Annotated in this window: 24 protein-coding genes; 18 read left to right on the top strand and 6 right to left on the bottom strand. The window is 58.4% G+C overall.

What is annotated here, in order from left to right; all coding sequences use genetic code 11:
* Positions 1-8 precede the first annotated feature (8 nt).
* The 3 genes from QZ534_RS04070 to QZ534_RS04060 form a co-directional block, all read right to left on the bottom strand.
* Positions 9-2474, bottom strand: a complete 2466-nt coding sequence (locus tag QZ534_RS04070) for an MMPL family transporter (RefSeq protein WP_296931686.1) — start codon at positions 2472-2474, stop codon at positions 9-11.
* Positions 2475-2476: 2 nt separating this feature from the next.
* The gene (locus QZ534_RS04065; RefSeq protein WP_296931684.1) at positions 2477-3475 is read right to left on the bottom strand and encodes a YCF48-related protein; all 999 of its coding nucleotides are present in this window, start codon (positions 3473-3475) and stop codon (positions 2477-2479) included.
* 259 nt (positions 3476-3734) lie between these two features.
* Positions 3735-5438: a sigma-54-dependent Fis family transcriptional regulator gene (locus QZ534_RS04060; RefSeq protein ID WP_296931682.1), complete on the bottom strand. Its 1704-nt coding sequence runs from the start codon at positions 5436-5438 to the stop codon at positions 3735-3737.
* 369 nt (positions 5439-5807) lie between these two features.
* Here QZ534_RS04060 and QZ534_RS04055 point away from each other — a divergent pair, with 369 nt between their 5' ends.
* From QZ534_RS04055 to QZ534_RS03975, 17 genes are all read left to right on the top strand, one after another.
* On the top strand, positions 5808-6068 hold the full coding sequence (locus QZ534_RS04055) for a phenol hydroxylase subunit (protein WP_209399214.1): 261 nt from the start codon (positions 5808-5810) through the stop codon (positions 6066-6068).
* Positions 6069-6118: 50 nt separating this feature from the next.
* Positions 6119-7120 carry an aromatic/alkene monooxygenase hydroxylase subunit beta gene (locus QZ534_RS04050; RefSeq protein WP_296931679.1) on the top strand — a complete coding sequence of 334 codons (1002 nt, stop codon included), beginning with the start codon at positions 6119-6121 and terminating at the stop codon, positions 7118-7120.
* A complete protein-coding gene (locus QZ534_RS04045; RefSeq protein ID WP_069182666.1) occupies positions 7117-7386 on the top strand; it encodes an MmoB/DmpM family protein in 270 nt (89 codons plus the stop codon). Before QZ534_RS04050 ends, QZ534_RS04045 begins: the two co-directional genes overlap by 4 nt.
* A 14-nt stretch (positions 7387-7400) precedes the next feature.
* Positions 7401-8936: an aromatic/alkene/methane monooxygenase hydroxylase/oxygenase subunit alpha gene (locus tag QZ534_RS04040; RefSeq protein ID WP_296931676.1), complete on the top strand. Its 1536-nt coding sequence runs from the start codon at positions 7401-7403 to the stop codon at positions 8934-8936.
* A gap of 72 nt (positions 8937-9008) precedes the next feature.
* Entirely contained in the window at positions 9009-9368 is a 360-nt protein-coding gene (locus tag QZ534_RS04035) for a phenol hydroxylase subunit P4 (protein WP_296931675.1), read from the top strand.
* Positions 9369-9383: 15 nt separating this feature from the next.
* Positions 9384-10445 (top strand): phenol 2-monooxygenase domain-containing protein, encoded by a 1062-nt coding sequence (locus QZ534_RS04030; protein WP_296931673.1) that lies wholly within the window; start codon positions 9384-9386, stop codon positions 10443-10445.
* Between the two features lie 12 nt (positions 10446-10457).
* Positions 10458-10781 carry a 2Fe-2S iron-sulfur cluster binding domain-containing protein gene (locus QZ534_RS04025; protein WP_296931671.1) on the top strand — a complete coding sequence of 108 codons (324 nt, stop codon included), beginning with the start codon at positions 10458-10460 and terminating at the stop codon, positions 10779-10781.
* A gap of 11 nt (positions 10782-10792) precedes the next feature.
* Complete coding sequence (locus tag QZ534_RS04020) at positions 10793-11716, top strand: catechol 2,3-dioxygenase (protein ID WP_296931669.1); 924 nt, start codon at positions 10793-10795, stop codon at positions 11714-11716.
* Between the two features lie 31 nt (positions 11717-11747).
* Positions 11748-13208 carry a 2-hydroxymuconic semialdehyde dehydrogenase gene (locus tag QZ534_RS04015; protein WP_296931665.1) on the top strand — a complete coding sequence of 487 codons (1461 nt, stop codon included), beginning with the start codon at positions 11748-11750 and terminating at the stop codon, positions 13206-13208.
* A 7-nt stretch (positions 13209-13215) separates the two neighbouring features.
* Positions 13216-14076: an alpha/beta hydrolase gene (locus QZ534_RS04010; protein WP_296931663.1), complete on the top strand. Its 861-nt coding sequence runs from the start codon at positions 13216-13218 to the stop codon at positions 14074-14076.
* Complete coding sequence (gene dmpE, locus QZ534_RS04005) at positions 14076-14861, top strand: 2-oxopent-4-enoate hydratase (RefSeq protein WP_069182673.1); 786 nt, start codon at positions 14076-14078, stop codon at positions 14859-14861. Before QZ534_RS04010 ends, dmpE begins: the two co-directional genes overlap by 1 nt.
* Before the next feature lie 26 nt (positions 14862-14887).
* Entirely contained in the window at positions 14888-15823 is a 936-nt protein-coding gene (locus tag QZ534_RS04000) for an acetaldehyde dehydrogenase (acetylating) (RefSeq protein WP_296931661.1), read from the top strand.
* A gap of 13 nt (positions 15824-15836) precedes the next feature.
* Positions 15837-16874, top strand: a complete 1038-nt coding sequence (gene dmpG / locus QZ534_RS03995; protein ID WP_296931659.1) for a 4-hydroxy-2-oxovalerate aldolase — start codon at positions 15837-15839, stop codon at positions 16872-16874.
* Positions 16871-17665, top strand: a complete 795-nt coding sequence (dmpH, locus tag QZ534_RS03990; RefSeq protein WP_069182675.1) for a 2-oxo-3-hexenedioate decarboxylase — start codon at positions 16871-16873, stop codon at positions 17663-17665. Before dmpG ends, dmpH begins: the two co-directional genes overlap by 4 nt.
* Positions 17666-17674: 9 nt before the next feature.
* Complete coding sequence (locus tag QZ534_RS03985; RefSeq protein WP_069182676.1) at positions 17675-17866, top strand: 2-hydroxymuconate tautomerase; 192 nt, start codon at positions 17675-17677, stop codon at positions 17864-17866.
* 151 nt (positions 17867-18017) lie between these two features.
* A complete protein-coding gene (locus tag QZ534_RS03980) occupies positions 18018-18578 on the top strand; it encodes a hypothetical protein (protein WP_296931657.1) in 561 nt (186 codons plus the stop codon).
* A 43-nt stretch (positions 18579-18621) separates the two neighbouring features.
* Positions 18622-19569, top strand: coding sequence for a ketopantoate reductase family protein (locus QZ534_RS03975; protein WP_296931655.1), 948 nt, complete (start codon positions 18622-18624; stop codon positions 19567-19569).
* On the opposite strand, the gene QZ534_RS03970 is transcribed toward QZ534_RS03975, so the two are convergent.
* Both QZ534_RS03970 and QZ534_RS03965 read right to left on the bottom strand, forming a co-directional pair.
* Entirely contained in the window at positions 19566-20591 is a 1026-nt protein-coding gene (locus QZ534_RS03970) for a peptidoglycan -binding protein (protein WP_296931653.1), read from the bottom strand. The genes QZ534_RS03975 and QZ534_RS03970 overlap by 4 nt on opposite strands.
* Positions 20588-21316 (bottom strand): MotA/TolQ/ExbB proton channel family protein, encoded by a 729-nt coding sequence (locus QZ534_RS03965; RefSeq protein ID WP_296931651.1) that lies wholly within the window; start codon positions 21314-21316, stop codon positions 20588-20590. The genes QZ534_RS03970 and QZ534_RS03965 overlap by 4 nt, the downstream gene beginning before the upstream one ends.
* Before the next feature lie 95 nt (positions 21317-21411).
* Here QZ534_RS03965 and QZ534_RS03960 point away from each other — a divergent pair, with 95 nt between their 5' ends.
* The gene (locus QZ534_RS03960) at positions 21412-21864 is read left to right on the top strand and encodes a thioesterase family protein (RefSeq protein ID WP_296931649.1); all 453 of its coding nucleotides are present in this window, start codon (positions 21412-21414) and stop codon (positions 21862-21864) included.
* Between the two features lie 59 nt (positions 21865-21923).
* Here the strand turns inward: QZ534_RS03960 and QZ534_RS03955 are convergent, their stop codons facing one another.
* Positions 21924-22607: a type 1 glutamine amidotransferase domain-containing protein gene (locus QZ534_RS03955; protein ID WP_296931648.1), complete on the bottom strand. Its 684-nt coding sequence runs from the start codon at positions 22605-22607 to the stop codon at positions 21924-21926.
* Between the last annotated feature and the right edge of the window lie 105 nt (positions 22608-22712).

The following is a 22712-nucleotide window of genomic DNA, read 5'->3' as shown; positions in this document are numbered from 1 at the left end:
GCCCCGGGTCACGCCCGGGACGCGGCTCCGGCTACGTATCCATCACTTTCCCGGCTGGTGTCGGTTGGTGAGGGAGTTGGTTCGGGACGTTGACTGTCGGCGTGGAGAATGCCGTCCTCGTCCGCGTAAACGTTGGTAATGAAGCGGGGCTTGAACACCAGCACCCAGGAGGGCACCAGCAGCATGGCGGCGATGCCGTTGATCACGATCATCACGCACAGCAGCATGGCGGCATCGGACTGGAAGCGAAGGTCGGAGAAAATCACCCACATGATGATGCCGGCCATCAGGGTCAGAGCCGTAAAGCTGATCGCCATGCCTGTAGTGGCTATTGCCCGGCGCACCGCCTCGCGCAGCTCGCCGCACTTGGCCATTTCCTCGCGTATGCGGTCCATCATGTAGATGGAGTAATCAATGCCGACGCCGATACCCACCGCGATTACCGGCACGGTATTGATGTCGATGCTGAGCCCGTACAGGCCCATGTAGGCGTAGGTCAGGGTAGTGGCGAACAGCATTGCCAGCAGCATCATTAACCCGGCGTGCCAGGAGGTGTAGAACAGCATCACGAAGGCGAAGATCAGGAGGAACACCAGGGGCAAAACGATCATGTTGGTGTCGAACGCCGATTCGTTCATAGCTGCGGCAACGCCGAGTGTTCCGCCCGCCAACCGGATGGTCAGACCCTCGACGCTGTCGCCGTTCTCGGCGATCCATTCCTTGGCCATGTGAATGGCGCGGCGGATGGTTTCGCCCTGGCGGTCCTTGTAGAAGAACACCAGATTGGCGACACGGTCGTCGGTATCATTGAACTCATCCAGCGCGCCGGGAATCGGGCTTGATGCCATGTAGGTGAACATCAGGCCGCCCACATAGCGCTGGTCGTGGGGAATCTGGTACCAGCGTGGATCGTCATTATGCATCAGCCGGTTTACCTGCTTGACTAGGTCGGGCAGACCTTTGGATCCGCCAACACCGGGATCGGTGAGCATGTGCGCCTGGAAGTCCGACAGCGCCTTGAGCACTTCCGGCCGCTTGAGGCCGCCTTTCTCGTCGGTTTCGGCGATCACATACAGCTCCTCGGAACCGGGGAAGCGGTCATTCACCACGCGGGAGGAAATGTTGTAATCGTGGTCCGGGTACAGGATCGGAGAACCGGGTTCGGAGTCGCCGATCTGGACGTTGGACGCCGCAAGGACGCCGGCACCCATCAAGACTGCCGCCGCTGCCAGTACAATTTTTGCCCGTCCGGGGCGAGTGACGGTTCGTGAGCAGCTGCTGCCGATATAGCGCAGGGCGGTCTCGCGCATCTCGGCATTCTTTGGTGTGGGCAGGATCGAAAGCAGCAGGGGAACACCGATCAGAACCGTGAAGACAACGGTGATGGCCCAGAGAGAGGCATAGATCCCCAGGTGGGTGTTCAGGGGAATCGAGCCAATGGCGATCAGTGACAGGCCGATGGCGTCAGACACCACGCCCAGGGAACCAGGGCGGAACAGGCTGTCAAAGGTAGCCTTGGCGGCCTTCGGCCCCTCGCCCAGCTCGCGGGTTTCAGCGTAATACCGTTCGACCAGTTGAACACCGTGGCTCATGGCCCTGGCAGCAATCAAAAAGGGGATTACCAGCCCGAGCGGATCCAGGTTGTACCCGAGCAGGCTGATGATCCCAAGGCCCCAGATCGTGGAGATCAGAACGCCGCCCAGGGGAATCAGTACCCCATAGGCTTTGCGGAAATGGAAGACCAGCAGTGCCAGCATGGCCAGAACGGTAAAGATGAAGATCTGCAGAATCTGGTCCATGTAGGTGTAGGCCCAGCCAACAAGTACGGGCTGGCCTGTGGCGTAGATAGTGACACCGTCACCGGCTTCCTGTTGGCGGAGTTGCTGCAACTGGGCAAAGGTTTTCTCGTAGTCGAGCTTGCCCTCGATCAGCTGAGCCTTCACCAGTGCCATCTTGAAGTCTGGAGAAACCAGAGGGCCGTAGACCCGCGGGTTCGCAGCCACTGCCGCTTTCATCTCGGCCAGCGCCTGCCCCGAGTACTCGCCACGGGTGGAGTCGTAGTAAGGCTCGGAATTGATGCTGCCTACTTCGGTAAGCCAGATCTCGCGGGAATTTCGGTGGGTCACGCTGGCAACCAGGTTGTGGTTTACGCCGGGCAGGCTGTCGACCGCCTGGGTTACCCGGTCGATGGTCGCCAGATTCTCATTGGAAAAGATGTCGCCTTCGGCGAACTCAACGCCAACCACCAGGACGTTGGCGCCGCCAAAGTCGTCCTTGATGCTGTTGTGCAGTTCTATGTATGGATGCTGCTGGGGCAACAGATCGGCGAAGTCCGTGAAGATTTTCAGTCCCGGAATCCGCAGCGCGAAAAACAGCGTCAGAATGGCAATCAGCGACAGGACTTTACGAGGGTTCCTGAAAATCCAGAGTTCCAGCTGATGCAGGAAATGCGTGAATCTATGCAGTCCGGCCATGATCAGTTACCTCGGTTGTTGCTGGCCACTGAGGCCACGGGAATGTCGAGTTGAAGGAGCAGGCCGCGGCCTCCGGCTACCAGGAGCTGGTTGTTGGCCAGAACCACGCCGTCGCGCAGGTAAAGGGGCTGGTTGGGTGTTTCAAGACCTGTCCAGCTGCCTCCGGACAACGCCAGAACCGTGGCGTTATCACCCAGGGCAAACAGGGCATTGCCGGCCTTGACGAAGCCAAACACCGGCATGCTGGTGTCGGTAGGCTGGCGGTCCCAGGTTTCTCCGCCGTCGGTGGTGTGGTAGATGAAACCGTTCAGGCCACCAACCCAGCCTTCGTCTGCTGATTCGAAGTAAGCTGCATGGGGATAGAATTCGTCCGGTAGATAGCCGGCGTAATCCCAGGTCTCGCCACCATCCAGGGTTTTCAGAACCAGGCCATATTCTCCGGTCGCAAGTGCCGTTTCCGGATCGAGGAACTGGAGGTTGGTGAGAATGGCGTCCTCATTCAGGGAAGTTTCCTGCCAGGTCGTACCCTGATCCGATGAGCTCTGCAGCGTGGTGAAACTGCCGCCCGCCCACCAGGTGCCGTCGGGCGCGCAATCGGCGGTCATCATCTGCTCCTGGCTCGGAAGCTCATGGGCAGCCCACCGGGTACCGGCAGGGTTCCCGTGCCAGAGCTGATTGTTGAAGGTCAGGGCGATGAAGCTACCGTCCGGGCAGGTCTCAAGGGAAAGAAAACTCTCAGTGGTTTGCACCGGGACCCGTTGCCAGTCCGAACCGCGGTTCTCGCTCACAAGCAACGCGCCGTTGTTGCCGGCGATGGCGACGATTTGATCGTTCCGGGCGACGGACTGGAAAAAATCGGTTCGCTGAATGGCTTGCTGGGACTGTTGGCGTACCGCTTCAAGATTCAGCGGCGCCTCGCAACCGGTCAGCAGCGCCGACAGTCCGGCAAGGGCGAACGTGATTGGAACTTTGCCGCGTGGGCATTCCATGGGGTATGGCATGTTATGTCACCGTCTTTGTTTTTGTGGAAAAGCGACTGACGGTGGTTCAGCAACGGCTGTGCCAGAACAGATTTAAACGATCTAAGCTTCTGAAAATAAAATTAAAAATGCTTTTTGCTTGGCGGGTTTTGATTTTCGATAACGTGGGATCACAGCGTTGATTTTTATCAAATGATCAAGCCGTAGGCGGGGTTGTCCATTTCGTCATAGTCGGTGTGAAGGAGGTGCAACTTCCATGTTGCAGATACTCTTTGAAGAATCAGCTTTCCGCGAGAATGCCAGTCTTTTTAAGTCGATAGGCGAGAGCGGGACGGGTCAGGCCTAGAATTCGAGCAGCCCCTGAGACATTCTGGTTTGCCTGTTCCATGGCCTGCCGCATCAGCGTTTCTTCCACTTCTTCCAGGCTGATTCCGCTGTTGATGATATGATCAGACCAGCTTACCTCCTCGCCAGCAGACTGGCCGACGCAGACATTACCGTCTGCATCGATTCGTTCTATGGACACCGGCTCCGATGGAGGAGGCGAGACGAACAGGGCATCCTGACTGATGGATTCGTTGTTGTCGGTCAGGATGACACCGCGCTCGATGACATTCTCAAGCTCCCGTATATTGCCCGGCCACTGATAGGCCATGCAGAGGGCGAGGGCTTTGTCCGATAAACCCAGAGTGCGTTTTTCATACTGGGCGTGGAACTTCTCCAGGAAGTGGCCAGCCAGCAAAGGCAAATCTTCAAGTCGTTCCCGCAACGGCGGAATTTTTACCGGGAAAACGTTCAGGCGATAAAACAGGTCGGCTCTGAAACGGCCGTCCTCGACCGCCTGTTCAAGGCTCTCGTTGGTGGCGGCTATCACTCGAACATTGACCTTTCGGGTGCGATTGTCGCCCACTCTTTCAAGTTCATTTTCCTGTAATACTCTGAGCAGAGTGGCCTGGGCTCTGGGGGTGAGTTCCACAACCTCGTCCAGAAAGATCGTTCCACCGTTGGCGCGCTCGAAACGCCCTTCTCTCGACTGGTTTGCTCCGGTATAGGCGCCTTTTTCAACGCCGAAGAGTTCCGCCTCGATCAAGTCAGGCGGAATGGCCGCGCAATTCACGGCGATGAAGGGGCCATCAGCCCTTGCGCTCCGCAAATGGACGCTGCGGGCTATTACTTCCTTGCCGACGCCTGTCTCGCCCAGGAGAAGTACCGACACCTTTCCCTGTGCGGCCTTGTCAATCATCCGGCACACCTTGTTATAGGATGCGGACTGGCCAATGCCGTAATACTGGCCTTCTTGCCGCTGAAAGGAGCTTCGCAGGGAGTTCAATTGTTCCTGAAGATCGTAAAGCTCTTCGATGATCGGATCCGCTTTGAAGTAGCGGGAGAACTCTTTCCCGTCCTTCCATTGCTCAGCAGGTTTACCCTCGATCATGCATTTCTCATCGCCACAGCCCCGGCAGCTGACTTCCCGGAAGATGATTTCCCGGCCCATGAACGATGAGGTATAGGCGCAGGCATACCCCAGCAGTACCCAGCAGGCCGGTTCTTTCATAAGACCCAGCTCGGTCTTGCAGATCTCCACTTCCCAGGAGTCGATCCATTCGAAGCGTCCGTAAAAATCTCCGGTTTCCTGGTCCAGATCGATCTCCAGGGGAACGACTTTCACCATACCCTTCAGTGAGTGAAGTTGCGGACCGGCCAGAAAAATATCCAGCTCACTGCAATGAGGCCTCAGCTTGCGGGCCAGCTCAGCATCCTTGAGCCCAGAGAGATAGCCAAGCCTCAGGAAGAATCCCTTGGCTCTCTCAATGCCCATGCTATTAACGATCTCGCGACGGAATGCTGCCAATGAACTGAGATTCATCAACAGCATACGCTGTTCGCCAAACCAGATTTTGCCCTCCGTGGATTGAAACTGGATCTGGTCCTTGAGATCCCTGAAGTCTGAATAACTCAGCTGTGGCTTGTAGCTTACAGCCATGGTGTTCACCCCTTTTGTTGTTGTCGGCGGGGACTGCTCTTTTCGGAGAGCCTGTTGGCATTTCGCTTAAATAGTTAATACCTGATCGATGTCACAAATCAACCAAATGATAAAAAACTGCTTGCAGCAGGGCGAGATCAGAGCGTCTCAGCATTTGGTTATTCGGGCGGGGGAAATTGATCATTTAGTAAAAAGATAGCCGCGGAAGCAGCAGGTACTCTCCAAGATCTATTCACGCTGATTCATTTCGAATGACTGATAACTGTTTTAAAAACAGTTGGATGGATATTTACGCTCGGCTTTTTGACGGGTTTGGCACACGCGTTGCTCGTCCCCTCCCAGACAACAACAAACCCAGTGGTGCAAATCATGACCAGCGAGACACGAGCCAAATCCTTTGACGAGATGACCCGCTACATACGGGTCCGCAGCGAGCCGGGCGATAAATTCGTGGAGTTCGACTTTGCCATCGGTCACCCGGAGCTGTTCGTCGAACTGGTTCTGCCCAGGGAGGCGTTCGAGATTTTCTGCAAGCACAACAACGTGGTCCACATGGACTCCGACATGATCCGCCAGATTGACGAAGACATGGTCAAGTGGCGGTTCGGGGAGCGCGGCCAGCGTTACTGAGCAACATCCATCAACGTTCTGTTCCACAAAAACAACACGGTAAGGTTGATATGACTATCGAAATCAAGACCAACTCGGTGGAGCCCATCCGTCAGACTTACGGCCACATTGCACGCCGTTTTGGAGACAAGCCCGCCACCCGCTACCAGGAAGCCAGTTACGACCTGGAGGCGAAAACCAATTTCCACTACCGCCCCCAGTGGGATCCGGATTACGAACTCAACGACGAGCGGCGTACTGCCATCCGCATGGAAGACTGGTATGCAGTCACCGATCCCCGCCAGTTCTACTACGGCGCCTACGTGGGTAACCGCGCCAAGATGCAGGAAGCCGCCGAGACCAGCTATGGCTTCTGCGACAAGCGCAACCTGCTGACCCGGCTGCCGGAAGAAACCCGCCACATGCTGCTGCGTCTTTTGGTTCCCCTGCGTCACCTGGAACTGGGCGCCAACATGAACAACAGCAAGATCGCAGGCGAGGCCACCGCAACCACGGTGTCCCAGATGCACATCTACCAGGCCATGGACCGTCTCGGTATAGGCCAGTATCTCTCGCGAATTGCCCTGATGATTGACGGCACTACCGGTGCCGGGCTGGACGAGTCCAAGGGTTACTGGATGGACGACGCGCTCTGGCAACCCATGCGCAAGCTGGTGGAAGACACCCTGGTTGTCCAGGACTGGTTCGAGCTGACCCTCATTCAGAACGTGCTGATGGATGGCCTGCTGTTCCCGCTGGTTTACGAAAAGATGGACCAGTGGTGGGAGGAGCAGGGTGCCGAAGACGTTTCCATGCTCACCGAGTTCATGCGCGACTGGTACAAGGATTCCCAACGCTGGACCAACGCCATGGTCAAGGTGGTTGCCGGCGAAAGTGAAGCCAACCTCCAGCAGCTCCAGACCTGGGCCGACCAGTGGGAGCCGGAAATCTACAACGCCCTGAAGCCGCTGGCGGAAGCATCCGTTGGCGTGGAAGCCCTCAATGAGGTCAGGGCGCAACTCGCCACCCGTCTCAAGAAGTTCGGGCTCAACACCCAGGGAGTATCGGCATGAGCCAGCTCGTATTCATCGCATTCCAGGACAACGACAACGCCCGCTACATGGTGGAAGCCATTCAGGAAGACAACCCCGAAGCGGAGGTTCAGCACCAGCCGGCAATGATCCGGATCCAGGCCGAGAAGCGCCTGGTGATCAACCGGGAGACCATGGAAGAAAAGCTGGGCCGCGACTGGGATGTCCAGGAAATGCTTATCGATGTCATCAGTATTGGCGGCAACGTCGACGAAGACGATGACCACTTCATCCTTGAGTGGAAATAATCGGGAGACACATCATGGCTGTTAAAAACAAAAAGCTGAATCTGAAAGACAAGTACCAGTACCTGACCCGGGACATGGCCTGGGAGCCGAGCTATCAGAAGAAAGAGGACATCTTCCCGGACGAGCAGTTCGAGGGTATCAAGATCACTGACTGGTCCCAGTGGGAAGATCCATTCCGTCTGACCATGGATGCCTACTGGAAGTACCAGGCCGAAAAAGAGAAGAAGCTGTACGCAATTTTTGATGCCTTTGCCCAGAACAACGGCCATCAGAACATTTCGGACGCCCGCTATGTAAACGCCCTGAAGCTGTTCCTGACCGGCGTGTCACCGCTCGAGCACGCGGCGTACCAGGGCTATGCCAAAGTAGGCCGCCAGTTTAGCGGTGCCGGTGCGCGCGTGGCGTGCCAGATGCAGGCCATTGACGAGCTGCGTCATTCCCAGACCCAGCAGCACGCCATGAGCCACTACAACAAGCATTTCAATGGCCTGCACGATGCCGCCTACATGCACGACCGGGTGTGGTTCCTGTCAGTGCCCAAGTCGTTCTTTGACGATGCCCGCTCCGCCGGCCCGTTCGAGTTCCTGACTGCCATCTCGTTCTCCTTCGAGTACGTGCTGACCAACCTTCTGTTCGTGCCCTTCATGTCCGGCGCCGCCTACAACGGCGACATGGCCACAGTGACCTTTGGTTTCTCGGCCCAGTCTGATGAGGCGCGGCACATGACCCTGGGCCTTGAGGTCATCAAGTTCATCCTGGAACAGCACGAGGACAACGTGCCCATCGTTCAGCGCTGGATCGACAAGTGGTTCTGGCGCGGGTTCCGCCTGCTCAGCCTGGTCAGCATGATGATGGACTACATGCTGCCGAACAAGGTGATGAGCTGGGCCGAGGCCTGGGAAGTCTATTACGAGCAGAACGGCGGTGCCCTGTTCAAGGATCTGGAGCGCTATGGCATCCGTCCGCCCAAGTACCAGGATGTGGCCAACGATGCCAAGCATCACCTGAGCCACCAGCTGTGGACCACCTTCTACCAGTACAGCCAGGCCACCAACTTCCATACCTGGATTCCGGAGAAGGAAGAAATGGACTGGATGTCCGAGAAGTACCCGGAAACTTTCGACAAGTACTACCGCCCCCGGTACGAGTACCTGGCGAAAGAGGCCGCCGCTGGCCGGCGCTTCTACAACAACACCCTGCCGCAGCTGTGCCAGGTGTGCCAGGTGCCGACCCTGTTCACAGAGATGGGTGCGCCCACCAAGCTGAGCCATCGCCAGCTGGTGCATGAAGGCGAGCGCTACCACTTTTGCTCCGAAGCCTGCTGCGACCTTTTCAAGGACGAGCCGGAGAAGTATGTCCAGGCCTGGCTGCCAGTGCACCAGATCTACCAGGGCAACTGCGAGGGCGCCGATGTCGAGACCGTGGTGCAGAAGTACTACCACATCAATATCGGCGAGGACAATTTCGAGTACGTAGGGTCCCCGGACCACAAGCACTGGCTTTCCATCAAGGGCCAGAAACCGGCTGACCAGAGCAAAGACGCAGCCTGACAGTGACCCGGGAATCGCCCGGCTGCCTCTGGCGCCGGGCGAACCACCCACAAAAACAACAAGGTGACCACCATGAGTGTTAACGCGTTATACGACTACAAGTTCGAACCGAAAGACAAGGTTGAGAACTTCAACGGCATGCAGCTGCTGTATGTCTACTGGCCCAACCACCTGCTGTTCTGCGCGCCGTTTGCGCTGCTGGTGCAGCCGGACATGACCTTCGGCGACTTCGTCGAGACCATCATCAAGCCGGCAACTGCCGCCCATCCGGACGCCGCCAAAGCCGACTTCCTGAATGCCGAGTGGCTGCTGAACGATGAACCCTTCACGCCGCGGGCTGACGCCAGCCTGAAAGACAACGGCATTGATCATAAAAGCATGCTCACGGTGACCACGCCGGGGCTGAACGGCATTGCCAACGTCGGCTACTGAGCGGGGAGAAGTGCCATGAGTCATACCGTAACTATCGAGCCTATCGGCGAGCAGATCGAAGTGGAGGACGGCCAGACCATCCTCCAGGCCGCGCTCCGCCAGGGTGTCTGGCTGCCCTTTGCCTGCGGTCATGGCACCTGTGCAACATGCAAAGTCCAGGTGTTGGAGGGTGATGTGGAAATTGGTGACGCCTCGCCCTTTGCCCTGATGGACATGGAGCGGGACGAGGGTAAGGTCCTCGCCTGCTGCGCCACGGTCGAAAGCGACGTCACCATTGAAGCGGACATTGACGTGGACCCCGATTTCGAGGGCTACCCGGTGGAAGACTACAGCGCCACCGTCACCGATATCGTCGATCTTTCGCCCACCATCAAGGGCGTTCACCTGAAGCTGGACCGCCCAATGACGTTCCAGGCTGGCCAGTACATCAATATCGAACTGCCGGATGTGGATGGCCCCCGGGCATTCTCACTGGCCAACCCGCCCAGCAAGGCCGACGAAGTGGAACTGCATGTTCGCCTGGTTCCGGGCGGTGCCGCCACTACCTACATCCATGAGCAGCTCAAGGTGGGCGAAAAGCTGAATCTCTCTGGCCCCTATGGTCAGTTCTTTGTCCGCAGCTCCCAGCCGGGCGATCTGATTTTTATTGCGGGCGGCTCCGGCCTTTCCAGCCCGCAATCCATGATCCTCGATCTGCTGGAACAGAACGACGAGCGCCGAATCACCCTGTTCCAGGGCGCGAGAAACCAGGCCGAGCTCTACAACCGGGAGCTGTTTGAAGCCCTCGCCCGTGACCACGAGCACTTCACCTACGTGCCCGCCTTGAGCGATGCCGCCGATGATGCCGACTGGCAGGGGTTCCGGGGCTACGTTCATGACGCCGCCAAGGAACACTACGACGGCCGATTCGCCGGCAACAAAGCCTATATGTGCGGGCCACCGCCGATGATCGATTCCGCGATCACCGCACTGATGCAGGGCCGGTTGTTCGAACGGGACATCTTTATGGAGAAGTTCCTCACGGCAGCAGACGGCGCGGAAGACAACCAGCGTTCGGCGCTGTTCAAGAAGATCTGATGCGGAGGAAGCATGGCGGTATTCCATGTGATCAACCGCACGACCGGCGACCGGTTCCGGTGCGACGAGGGCCAGAGTGTTCTCAAGGCCATGGAGCTGGTTGGCAAGAAGTGTGTCCCGGTGGGTTGCCGGGGCGGCGGCTGCGGGTTTTGCAAGATCCGCGTTGTTGAAGGCGAGTTCCGGTGCGGAAAGATGAGCAAGGCCCACTGTCCACCGGAGGCTCTTGATAAAGGGGAAGTTCTGGCCTGCCGGATCTACCCGAGAACCGACTTGATGATCGAGTGTATGCCGCAACCTGCAGCGCCACTCGCCGAACAGACAAAAACAAAACCGTAGAGGTAATCGTCATGAAAAAAGGTGTTATGCGTCCCGGCCACGTTCAGATCCGCGTTCTGGACATTGAGGAAGCCGTCAAACACTACACAGACCTGATGGGCCTGATTGAAACAGACCGCGACGAACAGGGTCGGGTTTATCTGAAGGCCTGGACCGAAGTGGATAAGTTCTCGGTGGTACTGGTTGAGGCCGACGAGCCCGGCTGTGACTTCATGGGCTTCAAGGTTGTGGATGAAGCAGCTCTCGTTCAGTTGGAAAAAGACCTGGTGGCTTACGGTTTGGATGTGGAGCAGATTCCCGAAGGCGAGCTGAAAGACTGCGGCCGCCGGGTCCGCTTTACCGTCCCTTCCGGCCATGCGTTCGAGCTATATGCCGACAAGCTTTACACGGGCAAATGGGGTGTCACCGAGGTGAATCCCGAAGCCTGGCCTCGCGGTCTGTCCGGTATGAAAGCGGTGCGGTTTGACCACTGCCTGTTCTATGGTCCGGAGCTGGCGGCCGTGTACGACATCTTTGTGAACGTGTTGGGCTTCCATCTCGCCGAGCAGGTGCTGGACCCGGAAGGCACCCGGATTGCCCAGTTCCTGACCGTCTCCATGAAGGAGCACGATATTGCCTTCATTCACCATGAAGAGAAGGGCAAGTTCCACCACGCATCCTTCTATCTGGAAACCTGGGAAGACGTGCTGCGCGCAGCAGACCTGATTTCCATGACCGATACCTCCATCGATATAGGCCCCACACGCCACGGTCTGACCCATGGCAAGACCATCTATTTCTTCGACCCGTCAGGCAACCGCAACGAGGTGTTCTGTGGTGGCGACTACACCTACCCGGACCACAAACCGGTGACCTGGCAGGCGGAGCAATTGGGCAAGGCCATCTTCTATCACGATCGCCAGTTGAACGAGCGCTTCCTGACGGTTTTGACCTGACCAACATTTTCAGCAACAGGATTTGGCACCAATGAAAGAGATCAAACACTACATCAACGGCCAGTACGTGGGTTCGGCCAGCGGCAAGCTGTTCGACAACGTGAACCCGGCCAACGGCAAGATCATTGCCAAGGTGCATGAGGGCGGCCGCGATGAAGTCGACGCCGCGGTAAAGGCGGCCAGGGCTGCATTAAAGGGTCCCTGGGGCAAAATGACCCTGGATGAGCGCACCCGCATCCTGCACCGGGTGGCAGACGGCATCAATGAGCGCTTCGACGAGTTTCTGGAGGCGGAGTGCCTGGATACCGGCAAACCGAAATCCCTGGCCAGCCACATCGACATCCCCCGGGGCGCCGCCAATTTCAAGGTTTTCGCGGACATGATCAAGAACGTGCCCACCGAATCCTTCGAAATGGCCACGCCGGATGGCTCTGGTGCCTTGAACTACGCCGTGCGGCGGCCCAAGGGCGTGATCGGTGTGATCAGCCCCTGGAACCTGCCGCTGTTGCTGATGACATGGAAAGTCGGCCCTGCCCTGGCCTGTGGCAACACCGTGGTGGTCAAGCCCTCCGAGGAAACGCCTACCACCACCGCGCTGCTGGGCGAGGTGATGAAGGATGCCGGGGTGCCCGATGGCGTATACAACGTGGTGCACGGATTCGGCGGCAATTCTGCCGGTGCCTACCTCACCGAACACCAGGACGTGGACGGCTTCACCTTCACCGGTGAGACAACGACCGGCGAAATCATCATGAAATCCGCTGCCAAGGGTATTCGTGATATTTCCCTGGAGCTGGGTGGCAAGAATGCCGGGCTGGTGTTTGCCGATTGCGACATGGACAAAGCCATCGAGGGCACCATGCGCTCGGCCTTTGCCAACTGCGGCCAGGTTTGTCTCGGCACGGAACGGGTGTATGTGGAGCGCTCCATCTTCGACGAGTTCGTTGCCCGACTGAAAGCCGAGGCCGAGAAGCTTCATATCGGCCCGCCCGATGACGAGAAAGCCAATTTTGGCCCACTGGTCAGTCTCAAGCACCGGGAAAAGGTCCTGTCCTATTACCAGAAGGCGGTCGACGACGGCGCCACGGTGATTACCGGCGGCGGTGTTCCGGACATGCCGTCAGAACTGGCTGGTGGCGCCTGGGTTGAACCCACCATCTGGACTGGCCTGGCCGACGATTCCGCGGTGGTGACCGACGAGATCTTTGGCCCCTGCTGTCATATCCGTCCATTCGATACCGAAGAGGAGGCCATCGAGCTGGCCAACAGCCTTCCTTACGGCCTGGCCTCCGCAATCTGGACCGAAAACGTCAGCCGCGCCCATCGGGTAGCTGGCCAGGTGGAAGCGGGCATTATCTGGGTAAACAGCTGGTTCCTTCGTGATCTGCGCACGCCGTTTGGCGGTAGCAAGCAGTCCGGCGTGGGCCGCGAGGGCGGTGTGCACTCCCTGGAGTTCTACACCGAAATGAAAAACGTCTGCATCAAACTGTGAGGTTGTCATGAATGCTTCTGTAGACAGCCCGGAGATCGGGCGTGAAATCGTCGCCGCCGGCTACCGCACCAATGTGCACGACCATGGTGAAGGCGGCTTTCCGGTGATGATGATCCACGGCTCCGGGCCGGGTGTTACCGCCTGGGCCAACTGGCGCCTGGTGATTCCGGAGTTGGCAAAACACCGCCGCGTGGTGGCGCCGGACATGCTGGGCTTCGGCTACAGCGAGCGCCCGGAAGACCAGACCTACAACCGGGAGCGCTGGGTCAAGCACGCCCTGGGCGTGATGGATGAGTTGGGCCTGGAACAGGTCGACCTGGTGGGGAATTCCTTCGGGGGTGGTTTGGCCCTGGCGCTCGCCATCGAGCATCCGGAGCGGGTACGCCGTCTGGTGCTGATGGGGTCGGTGGGTGTCAGTTTCCCGATCACCAAAGGCCTCGATGAGGTGTGGGGGTACGAACCCTCGCTGGAAACCATGCGCCGCTTGATGGACGTGTTTGCCTTCAACAAGGGCCTGCTGACCGACGAGCTGGCGGAGATGCGCTATCAGGCCAGCATCCGGCCCGGTTTCCAGGAGTCGTTTTCGGCCATGTTCCCGGCTCCTCGTCAACGTTGGGTCGACAACCTGGCCAGTAACGAAGACGACATCCGGGCGCTGCCCCACGAAACCCTGATTCTCCATGGCCGGGAAGATGAAGTCATTCCTCTCGACGCCTCTTATCGATTGGCTGAACTGATCGACCGCGCCCAGCTGCATGTATTCGGCCGCTGTGGCCACTGGACCCAGATTGAGCATGCCGGCCGGTTTGCCCGGTTGGTCAACGATTTCCTGAACGAGGCCGATCAGGCCGCTGCCGGAGGTAACTAATGGAACAGACGAAAATTCATGCCTTTGGCGACGAGCTCTATCAGGCAATGATGAAAAGGGAAGCGGTCAGCCCGCTGACCAGCCGTGGCGAGGATATCACCATTGATGATGCCTACCACATTTCCCTGCGCATGCTGGAACGTCGTCTGGCGGATGGCGCCTCGATTATCGGCAAGAAGATTGGTGTGACCAGCAAAGCCGTACAGAACATGCTCAACGTCCATCAGCCGGATTTTGGCTATCTCACCGACGACATGGTGTTCAACAGCGGCGAAGTCATGCCCATCAGCGACCGGCTGATCGCACCGCGCGCAGAGGGCGAAATTGCCTTCATTCTGAAAAAGGATCTGACCGGTCCGGGTGTGACCAACGCGGACGTCCTGGCGGCGACCGAGTGCGTAATGCCCTGTTTTGAGATCGTCGACTCCCGCATCCAGGACTGGAAGATCGCCATCCAGGACACCATTGCCGACAACGCCTCCTGCGGCCTGTTTGTACTTGGGGACCAGGCTGTTTCGCCCCGCAAAGTGGATCTGGTGACCTGCGGCATGGTGGTGGAAAAGAACGGCAGTGTGATCAGCGCTGGCGCCGGGGCAGCGGCCCTGGGTTCGCCAGTGAATTGTGTTACCTGGCTGGCGAACACGCTGGGTGAGTTCGGTATTTCCCTTAAGGCCGGCGAAGTCATTCTGTCCGGCTCGCTGGTACCCCTTGAACCGGTGAAGGCCGGTGACTACATGCGGGTCGACATCGGCGGCATCGGCAGCGCGTCTGTGCGCTTCGCATGACCGGAAAGAATAATGAGGAACAGGCTATGAGCAAGAAACTGAAAGCAGCGATCATCGGCTCGGGCAATATCGGCACCGACTTGATGATCAAGATCCTGCGCAATGGCAAGCACATCGAAATGGGTGTGATGGTGGGTATTGATCCGGAATCGGACGGTCTGGCACGAGCTGCCCGCATGGGCGTGGCCACCACCCACGAAGGCGTGGAGGGCCTGGTGAAGATGCCGGAATTCGCCGACATCGACATTGTATTCGATGCCACCTCCGCCAAGGCCCATATGCACAACGAGGTGTTCCTGCGCGGTCACAAGGAAAACATCAAGATTGTCGACCTGACCCCCGCCGCCATCGGCCCCTACTGCGTGCCGGTGGTGAACCTGGAACAGAATCTCCGGGAAGGTAACGTCAACATGGTCACCTGTGGCGGCCAGGCCACCATCCCGATGGTGGCAGCGGTATCACGAGTTGCCAAGGCCCACTACGCGGAGATTGTCGCGTCGATCTCCAGTAAGTCCGCCGGGCCCGGTACCCGCGCCAACATCGACGAGTTCACCGAAACCACCTCCAAGGCCATCGAAGTGGTCGGTGGTGCCCAGAAGGGCAAGGCCATCATCATCCTGAACCCGGCCGAACCGCCCCTGCTGATGCGGGACACCGTGTACGTGCTCTCGGATGCCGCGGACAAGGCGGAAGTGGAAGCTTCCGTGGAAGAGATGGTCAAGGCCGTGAACAGCTATGTGCCGGGCTACCGCTTGAAGCAGAAGGTTCAGTTCGACGACATCCCCGAAGACCAGCCCATGAACGTCCCGGGCCTGGGCCGCTTCAGCGGCCTGAAGACCTCCATCTTCCTGGAAGTGGAGGGCGCCGCCCACTACCTGCCGGCCTACGCCGGCAACCTGGACATCATGACCTCCGCCGCTCTCGGTACCGCCGAGCGCATCGCCGAATCGCTGGTCAAGTGAGGAGGGTATTCCCATGACCTTTAATCCCGGCAAGAAACTCTACATCTCCGACGTGACCCTGCGCGACGGCAGCCACGCTATCCGCCATCAGTACTCCATCAAGAACGTGCAGGACATTGCACGGGCGCTGGACAAGGCCAAGGTGGACTCCATCGAAGTGGCTCACGGCGACGGCCTGCAGGGCTCCAGCTTCAACTACGGCTTCGGCGCCCACACCGACCTGGAGTGGATCGAAGCGGTAGCGGAAGTGGTTACCCATTCGCAGATTGCCACCCTGCTGCTGCCCGGCATCGGCACCGTCCATGATCTGGACAACGCCTATAACGCCGGCGCCCGCATTGTGCGTGTAGCCACTCACTGCACCGAGGCCGATGTGTCCAAGCAGCACATCGAGCACGCCCGAAAACTGGGTATGGACACCGTCGGCTTCCTTATGATGAGCCACATGCAGACCCCTCAGGGCCTGGCTGAGCAGGCCAAGCTGATGGAAGACTATGGCGCCACCTGCCTGTACGTGGTCGATTCCGGCGGCGCCATGAACATGAACGACATCCGCGACCGGTTCCGTGCACTCAAGGACGTACTGAAGCCGGAAACCCAGACTGGCATCCACGCCCACCACAACCTGGCCCTGGGTGTGGCCAACTCCATCGTCGCGGTGGAAGAGGGCTGCGATCGGGTTGATGCCTCCCTGTCCGGCATGGGCGCCGGTGCTGGCAACGCTCCTCTGGAAGTCTGCATTGCCGCCTTCGACAAGATGGGCTGGGAGCATGGCACCGACGTGTACGCCCTGATGGACGCGGCCGACGACATCGTCCGCCCGTTGCAGGACCGCCCGGTGCGGGTGGATCGCGAAACGCTTGCCCTGGGCTACGCCGGAGTCTATTCCAGCTTCCTGCGTCACTCCGAGGTGGCAGCGCAGAAGTACGGCCTGAAGACCGTGGATATTCTGGTAGAGCTGGGCAAACGCCGCATGGTGGGTGGCCAGGAAGACATGATTGTGGATGTGGCGCTGGATCTGCTGGCGGCACAGAAGGAGCAAAAGGCATGAGCAAGACATTGAGCCGTGAGCAGGTTCTGGCCCTGGCAGAACACGTGGAAAACGCCGAATTGCAGGCCCATGACATCACCAAGGTCACCAACGACTTTCCGGACATGACCTTCGAGGATGCCTACGACGTGCAGTGGGAAATCCGCCGTCGCAAGGAAGCCCGTGGCAACAAAGTCGTTGGCATGAAGATGGGCCTGACCTCCTGGGCCAAGATGGCCCAGATGGGAGTGGAGACGCCGATCTACGGATTCCTGGCAGATTACTTCAGCGTGCCCGACGGTGGAGTGGTGAACACCAAGGAGCTGATCCACCCGAAGATCGAGGCCGAGATCGCCTTTGTCACCAAGGAGCCGCTGAAGGGCCCTGGCTGCCACATTGGCCAGGTTCTGGCCGCCACCGATTTCGTGATCCCCGCGGTAGAAGTGATCGACTCGCGATACGAGAACTTCAAGTTTGATCTGGTGAGCGTGGTGGCGGACAACGCCTCCTCCACCCGCTTTATTACCGGTGGCCAGATGGCTGATGTCGCTGATGTCGACCTGAAAACCCTGGGTGTCGTCGTAGAGAAGAATGGCGAAGTGGTAGACGTTGGCGCCGGTGCCGCGGTTCTGGGTCATCCGGCTTCCAGTGTCGCCATGCTGGCCAATTTGCTGGCAGAGCGCGGTGAACACATTCCGGCCGGCACCTTCATCATGACCGGCGGTATTACCGCAGCCATCACGGTTGAGCCCGGTGATAACATCACGGTCCGATACCAGGGCCTGGGTACGGTATCCGCTCGATTCGAATAAGGAGGTTTTATGCCTGTCGCCCAGATCAACATCCTGGAAGGCCGGTCTGATGAGCAAAAGGAAGCGCTCATCAGGGAGGTCACCGACGCACTTTGCCGTTCGCTAGGGGCGCCTGTAGAGAGTGTCCGGATCATCATCAATGAAATGCCGAAGCAGCATTTCGGTATCGGTGGTCAATCCGCGAAGAAGCTGGGGCGCTGAGTCCCAGCTTCTGGAAAGGCCTGTTTTGGAGGAAATCGTGGACAAGCTGCCGGTGTTATTTGTCTCCTGTGATGCACGAAGCCTGGAGGCTCAGCGACAAGCTGGTTCCGGACCAGCGAGGATGATCTGGGGGCAGAGTGTCAGGAGTGTCTTGCTGTTAAGCACGGACACAAGTCTCCAGGCGCCGGAGGTCACCCACCTGAAAGGGGATCATGAGCGTTCGGAGCGTGTCTTTTCTCTGCTCAGTTCCCGGGGCTTTACACCGGATTTTCAGGATGAAACATGTGAGGGTAGAGAGAATTTTCTTCGGGCGTTGCTTTCCGAAGAGCCGGAGGACCTCTGTGAGCTCCGACTAAATACCGGGATGAGTGAAGGAGAGTACCGGCTTGTCGGGCAATGTCTGGAAACCATTCGTGAGCAGGGTGTCCTCGTGATCTGTCTGGACGACAAGCGCGAAAGCCAGGTATCGCTACATGACCGACATCTGCGGGAGATGATCAGTGGCTGGGTTCAGGACCAGCAGTGGGGTGCCGCGATCTCCTTCAAGGGCGGCCAGTCCGGTAACAGGCATAACCGTAAACTGGAAGATCCAACCGTGTGCCTCCTCAACGCCGCGTTTACGCTTGGCGGATGTAAGTTCCCTCAGCGGATGTTCAGCAGCGGTATGAATAATGCCGGCCAGATGCTGTCAGGATTTGGCTGGATGAGGTAATAATAAGGACAGGCACTTGCGTTTCCTGAGCAGTGAGGTTCCCTTGGCAGGTCTTAAGATTCTGATGATTGGTGCCGGTGGCATCGGTGGGTATTACGCGGCAAGACTTGCCCAGGCGGGACATGAGCTGGTCCTGACCGCGCGTGGTGATCATCTCAAGGCTCTGCAAACCCGGGGTTTGACCGTTAATTATGAGGGCGAGGTTCTCCATCAGCCACTGCCAGCCTTTTCCCACACAGAGCTGATTCAGAAGCACGAACCCGATGACTTTGATCTGATCGTCATCGCCCTGAAGTCCACGGCGACAGCGCCGGTCATGGATGAGCTTTCCGATTGGCTGGAGAATGCCTCTGTTCCGATACTGTCGCTTCAGAACGGGGTCGACAACGAGCCGGTGATTGCCGGGGTAGTTGGTGAGGATCGTGTACTGGGTGGGCTTGCGGTGCGCATTGGCGGTCACATTACCGAACCCGGGCACGTGTTCGCCGAGGGCGTTGCCCAGGTTGTGATGGGTGCCTGGCCCAGGCAGCGACCTGACGATCCCCGCGTTTCCCTGCTCAGACGGTTGGAAGCATCGTTCAACGCCGCCGGCATTCCAACCACCGTCTCTCACAACATCCGTTACGAACTCTGGCGCAAGCTGGTAATCAACAATGGGGTGAATCCGCTGTCCGCCCTGACTGGCCTCGATACCCGGAGCCTCACACACCACCCCGAATTCCGGAAGATTGTCCACGGAATGATGGCGGAGACAGTGGCTGCGTCGAAGGCCGACGACGTCAACCTCGGGCCGGAGGATCTGGCGGAGATGTTCGATCTGATCAGCAACTTCAACGCCATCAAAACGTCGATGCTGGTCGACAAGGAGAAAGGCCGGCCCCTGGAACTCGACAGTATTGCCGGCGCGGTCCTGCGACGTTGCGAGCGGCTGGGCATTGAGGCGCCCTACACCAGGACAGTGAGCGCCCTGTTAACCCAATCGCAGAGTTAGCGATCCGTCAGCTTCAGCTCAATCCTCCGGTTTCTCTGCAACGCCTCCGGAGAGGTGCCTTCCGCCACCGGGAAGAACTCGCCGAAGCCGGCGGCCGCCATGCGCCGTTCAGGGACTCCCTGGGCCGCCAGGTATCGTACAACGGCGACCGCCCGGGCGGTGGACAGCTCCCAGTTGGAGGGGAAGCGCGGGGTATTGATGGGCAGAACGTCGGTGTGGCCATCAATCCTCAGGATCCAGTCTACGTCCTCGGGAATCTTTGCGGCCACATCCAGCAGCAGGTCGGCAAGCTTGTCGAGCTCCCGCCGGCCTTCCTCGCCCAGTTCTGCCGAGGCCGAAGCAAACAGAAGTTCCGAAGGCAGCAGGAAGCGGTCGCCGACAATCCGGACGTTCTCGTTACCTGCCAGAATATCCCGCAGGCGGGCAAAGAATTCAGACTGGTACTGTTCCAGCTGGCTGACCCGCTCTGCCAGCAGGGTATTCAGCCGTCGGCTGACCTGTTCCAGTTCCTGCTCTTTGTCCGCGGTCATCTGTTCCTGCAGCTCCAGCGCCGAGGCAATCTGCCGGAGCTGTTCCCGCAGTGAGGCAATCTGGTTGGACAACCTCAGGATCATGGCTTGCTGGCTGGCGGACATCTCGTCCTTCTCGTCAATGGACTCTTCCATGCTGGCCAACCGTTCCGATTGCGCATCGGCCATGGCGGTCTGCTGCATCAGCCGTTCACGAGTGGATTCCAGCTGGTCAACCAGGCTGTTGTTCCGGTCCTGAACGCTGGTCAATTGAGCTTCCAGCGCCTCGGTCCGGCTTTCTTCCAGACCCAGCAGCTCCGAGAGTTCGTTCAATTGGGCATTCAGGCGGGCCAGCTGGGTATCCCGGTCGGAGAGGGTCTGGGACAGGTAGAGCTGGCTGACCACGTACACCAGCAGCATGAAGATCACCAGCATCAGCAAAGCCGAGAGGGCATCTACGTACCCCGGCCAGACGTTGGTAGTGCTGCGGCTTCGGCGCCTGGATCCGATCATGACAGGTCTTTCTCACTGTCTACGCGGTCTACAAGATTGGTCACACCGGTCAGCCACTCCTCCAGTCCGTCATAAAAGCGGTTCTGGGCATGGCCGGCCTGGATGTCGAGGAAACCGAGGATCAGCGAGCCGCCGAGGCCCAGCAGGGAGGAACTGAACGCTGTGCCCATGCCCTCCAGGGGCGTAAGCAGGCCTTCCTGAAGCTCCGCAAACACCTTGCCGAAGTCTTCCTGGCTCATGTCCAGGCCGGTAATTACCTGGCCGACCGAGTTGATGGTGCCAAGCAGGCCCCAGAAGGTGCCGAGCAGACCCAGGAACACCAGCAGGCTGATGAAATAGCGGGTGATTTCCCGCTGCTCATCCATCCTGGAATGAATTCCATCGAGCACGGTGCGAAGAGACAGGGTAGACAATGTGAACCGGTCCTTGGTGGCATCCTCGCCGAGCTGTCTGGCCAGTGGCTTAAGCAATTTCGGCTCCTGAACCACCGAAAGTCCGGCGTGGCCGGTCCGGAACTGGGCGATCCACTTCAGTTCGGGAAACAACACGAACACCTGGCGGTAAGTCAGGGCAATGCCGACGATCAGAACCCCCAGTATCAGCATATTGAAAACCCAGTTGGCCATGAAGGCCGAGATCAGGGGTTTGTGGATCAGTGCGCCGACGATGGCGACTACGCCGAGGAACAGCGTCATCCAGAAAAGGGTGTGCTTGGGGTTGCTCATAGCGGTGGCCAGCTTTTTTGAGATATTCCTCAAAACGTTAGCACAGATATGAGAAGCTGGTGGCGACAGTAACTGAACTTTAATCGGAGCGCTCCATGGCTGGTGATCTGCCTTTCCGTTTTCGCTTCCGGGTTCGCTATGGCGAATGCGATGCCCAGGGCGTGGTATTCAATGCCCGTTATGCGGATTTCGTTGATATTTCAGTGAACGAATACATTCGCACGCTGTTTGGCGATTATCAGCACCTGCTGGATCAGGACCTGGATATTCAGGTAGTGAGCCTCACGGTGAACTGGAAAGCCCCGGGAAAGTTCGATGATGTGCTGGAAGCCCGCATTCGGGCGGGAAGAATCGGCAACACCTCGTTCACGCTGCATCTGGAGTTCTTTCGATACGGCGACGGGGCGTTTATCGCTGATGCCGACGTGACCTACGTGCTGATTCAGCCTTCCGTGATGGGAAAGGTGACGATCCCGGATCGTATTCGGGAATTACTGGAGAAGGGGGCGCCCGGCGAATTGATCAGTCATGCAGGGGAACAAGTGTGAAGTTGGGGTCAGATGAAGATTTCATCTGACCCCGGGTTCGTAACTCGGTTTTTACAGGATCAGGCCTCCTGAAGTGCCTGCACCACGGCCTTCGCCGCACCCTCGGAAGATGCCGGGTTCTGACCAGTGATCAGCTTGCCGTCCACCACGATGTGCGGCGCCCAATCGTCGCCACGGGTGTAGGTGGCGGTGTTTTCTTTCAGCATATCTTCCAGCAGGAAGGGCACAACACCACTGAGGCCTACCGCTTCTTCCTCGGTGTTGGTAAAGCCTGTGACTTCCCGGCCGCCAACGATGTTCTGGCCCGGTTTCACTTCTACGTTCTTGAATACGGCCGGTGCGTGGCAAACCGCGCCAATCACCTTGTCCTGCTCGTAGGCGGTCTTGATCAGGGCAATGGACTTGTCATCGTTGACCAGGTCCCACAGCGGTCCGTGGCCACCCGGGTAGAAAATCGCGTCGTACTCATTCATGTCCACATCGCTCAGCTTCTTGGTGCTGGCTAGGGATTCCTTGGCGTGGGCATCCTGCTGGAAACGACGGGTGGTTTCGGTGAGTGCCTCTTCTGCCTCGCTGTTGGGGTCCACGGGCGGCTGGCCACCTTTCGGCGAGGCGATGGTGATGTCGGCACCGGCATCCCGGAAAACATAGTAGGGTGCGGTGAACTCTTCGAGCCAGAAGCCGGTCTTATGGCCGGTGTCGCCCATCTGGTCGTGGGAGGTAAGAACCATCAGAATCTTCATGGTGTCCGTCCTTTCTGTTGACGAATGTGTGGCACTTCCAATAGCTACCAACAGCTATTGGTAAATAGCCTGTAGCCGGTTTGGTTAATGACTTCTTGATTGGTC

The sequence above is a fragment of the uncultured Marinobacter sp. genome, assembly GCF_913055835.1.
Lineage (GTDB): Bacteria > Pseudomonadota > Gammaproteobacteria > Pseudomonadales > Oleiphilaceae > Marinobacter.
This window is presented reverse-complemented; position numbering and strand designations above follow the sequence as displayed.

Excerpts from the sequence above, each read along its gene's own strand:
- QZ534_RS03985 (WP_069182676.1), top strand. The coding sequence starts at position 17,675 with ATGCCTGTCGCCCAGATCAACATCCTGGAAGGCCGGTCTGATGAGCAA.
- QZ534_RS04010 (WP_296931663.1), top strand. The coding sequence starts at position 13,216 with ATGAATGCTTCTGTAGACAGCCCGGAGATCGGGCGTGAAATCGTCGCC.
- QZ534_RS04055 (WP_209399214.1), top strand. The coding sequence starts at position 5,808 with ATGACCAGCGAGACACGAGCCAAATCCTTTGACGAGATGACCCGCTAC.
- QZ534_RS04020 (WP_296931669.1), top strand. The coding sequence starts at position 10,793 with ATGAAAAAAGGTGTTATGCGTCCCGGCCACGTTCAGATCCGCGTTCTG.
- QZ534_RS04060 (WP_296931682.1), bottom strand. The coding sequence starts at position 5,438 with ATGGCTGTAAGCTACAAGCCACAGCTGAGTTATTCAGACTTCAGGGAT.
- QZ534_RS03965 (WP_296931651.1), bottom strand. The coding sequence starts at position 21,316 with ATGAGCAACCCCAAGCACACCCTTTTCTGGATGACGCTGTTCCTCGGC.
- QZ534_RS04025 (WP_296931671.1), top strand. The coding sequence starts at position 10,458 with ATGGCGGTATTCCATGTGATCAACCGCACGACCGGCGACCGGTTCCGG.
- QZ534_RS04035 (WP_296931675.1), top strand. The coding sequence starts at position 9,009 with ATGAGTGTTAACGCGTTATACGACTACAAGTTCGAACCGAAAGACAAG.
- QZ534_RS03960 (WP_296931649.1), top strand. The coding sequence starts at position 21,412 with ATGGCTGGTGATCTGCCTTTCCGTTTTCGCTTCCGGGTTCGCTATGGC.
- QZ534_RS04070 (WP_296931686.1), bottom strand. The coding sequence starts at position 2,474 with ATGGCCGGACTGCATAGATTCACGCATTTCCTGCATCAGCTGGAACTC.
- QZ534_RS04015 (WP_296931665.1), top strand. The coding sequence starts at position 11,748 with ATGAAAGAGATCAAACACTACATCAACGGCCAGTACGTGGGTTCGGCC.
- dmpE (WP_069182673.1), top strand. The coding sequence starts at position 14,076 with ATGGAACAGACGAAAATTCATGCCTTTGGCGACGAGCTCTATCAGGCA.
- QZ534_RS03970 (WP_296931653.1), bottom strand. The coding sequence starts at position 20,591 with ATGATCGGATCCAGGCGCCGAAGCCGCAGCACTACCAACGTCTGGCCG.
- QZ534_RS04000 (WP_296931661.1), top strand. The coding sequence starts at position 14,888 with ATGAGCAAGAAACTGAAAGCAGCGATCATCGGCTCGGGCAATATCGGC.
- QZ534_RS04065 (WP_296931684.1), bottom strand. The coding sequence starts at position 3,475 with ATGCCATACCCCATGGAATGCCCACGCGGCAAAGTTCCAATCACGTTC.
- QZ534_RS04045 (WP_069182666.1), top strand. The coding sequence starts at position 7,117 with ATGAGCCAGCTCGTATTCATCGCATTCCAGGACAACGACAACGCCCGC.
- QZ534_RS03955 (WP_296931648.1), bottom strand. The coding sequence starts at position 22,607 with ATGAAGATTCTGATGGTTCTTACCTCCCACGACCAGATGGGCGACACC.
- QZ534_RS04030 (WP_296931673.1), top strand. The coding sequence starts at position 9,384 with ATGAGTCATACCGTAACTATCGAGCCTATCGGCGAGCAGATCGAAGTG.
- QZ534_RS04050 (WP_296931679.1), top strand. The coding sequence starts at position 6,119 with ATGACTATCGAAATCAAGACCAACTCGGTGGAGCCCATCCGTCAGACT.
- dmpG (WP_296931659.1), top strand. The coding sequence starts at position 15,837 with ATGACCTTTAATCCCGGCAAGAAACTCTACATCTCCGACGTGACCCTG.
- dmpH (WP_069182675.1), top strand. The coding sequence starts at position 16,871 with ATGAGCAAGACATTGAGCCGTGAGCAGGTTCTGGCCCTGGCAGAACAC.
- QZ534_RS04040 (WP_296931676.1), top strand. The coding sequence starts at position 7,401 with ATGGCTGTTAAAAACAAAAAGCTGAATCTGAAAGACAAGTACCAGTAC.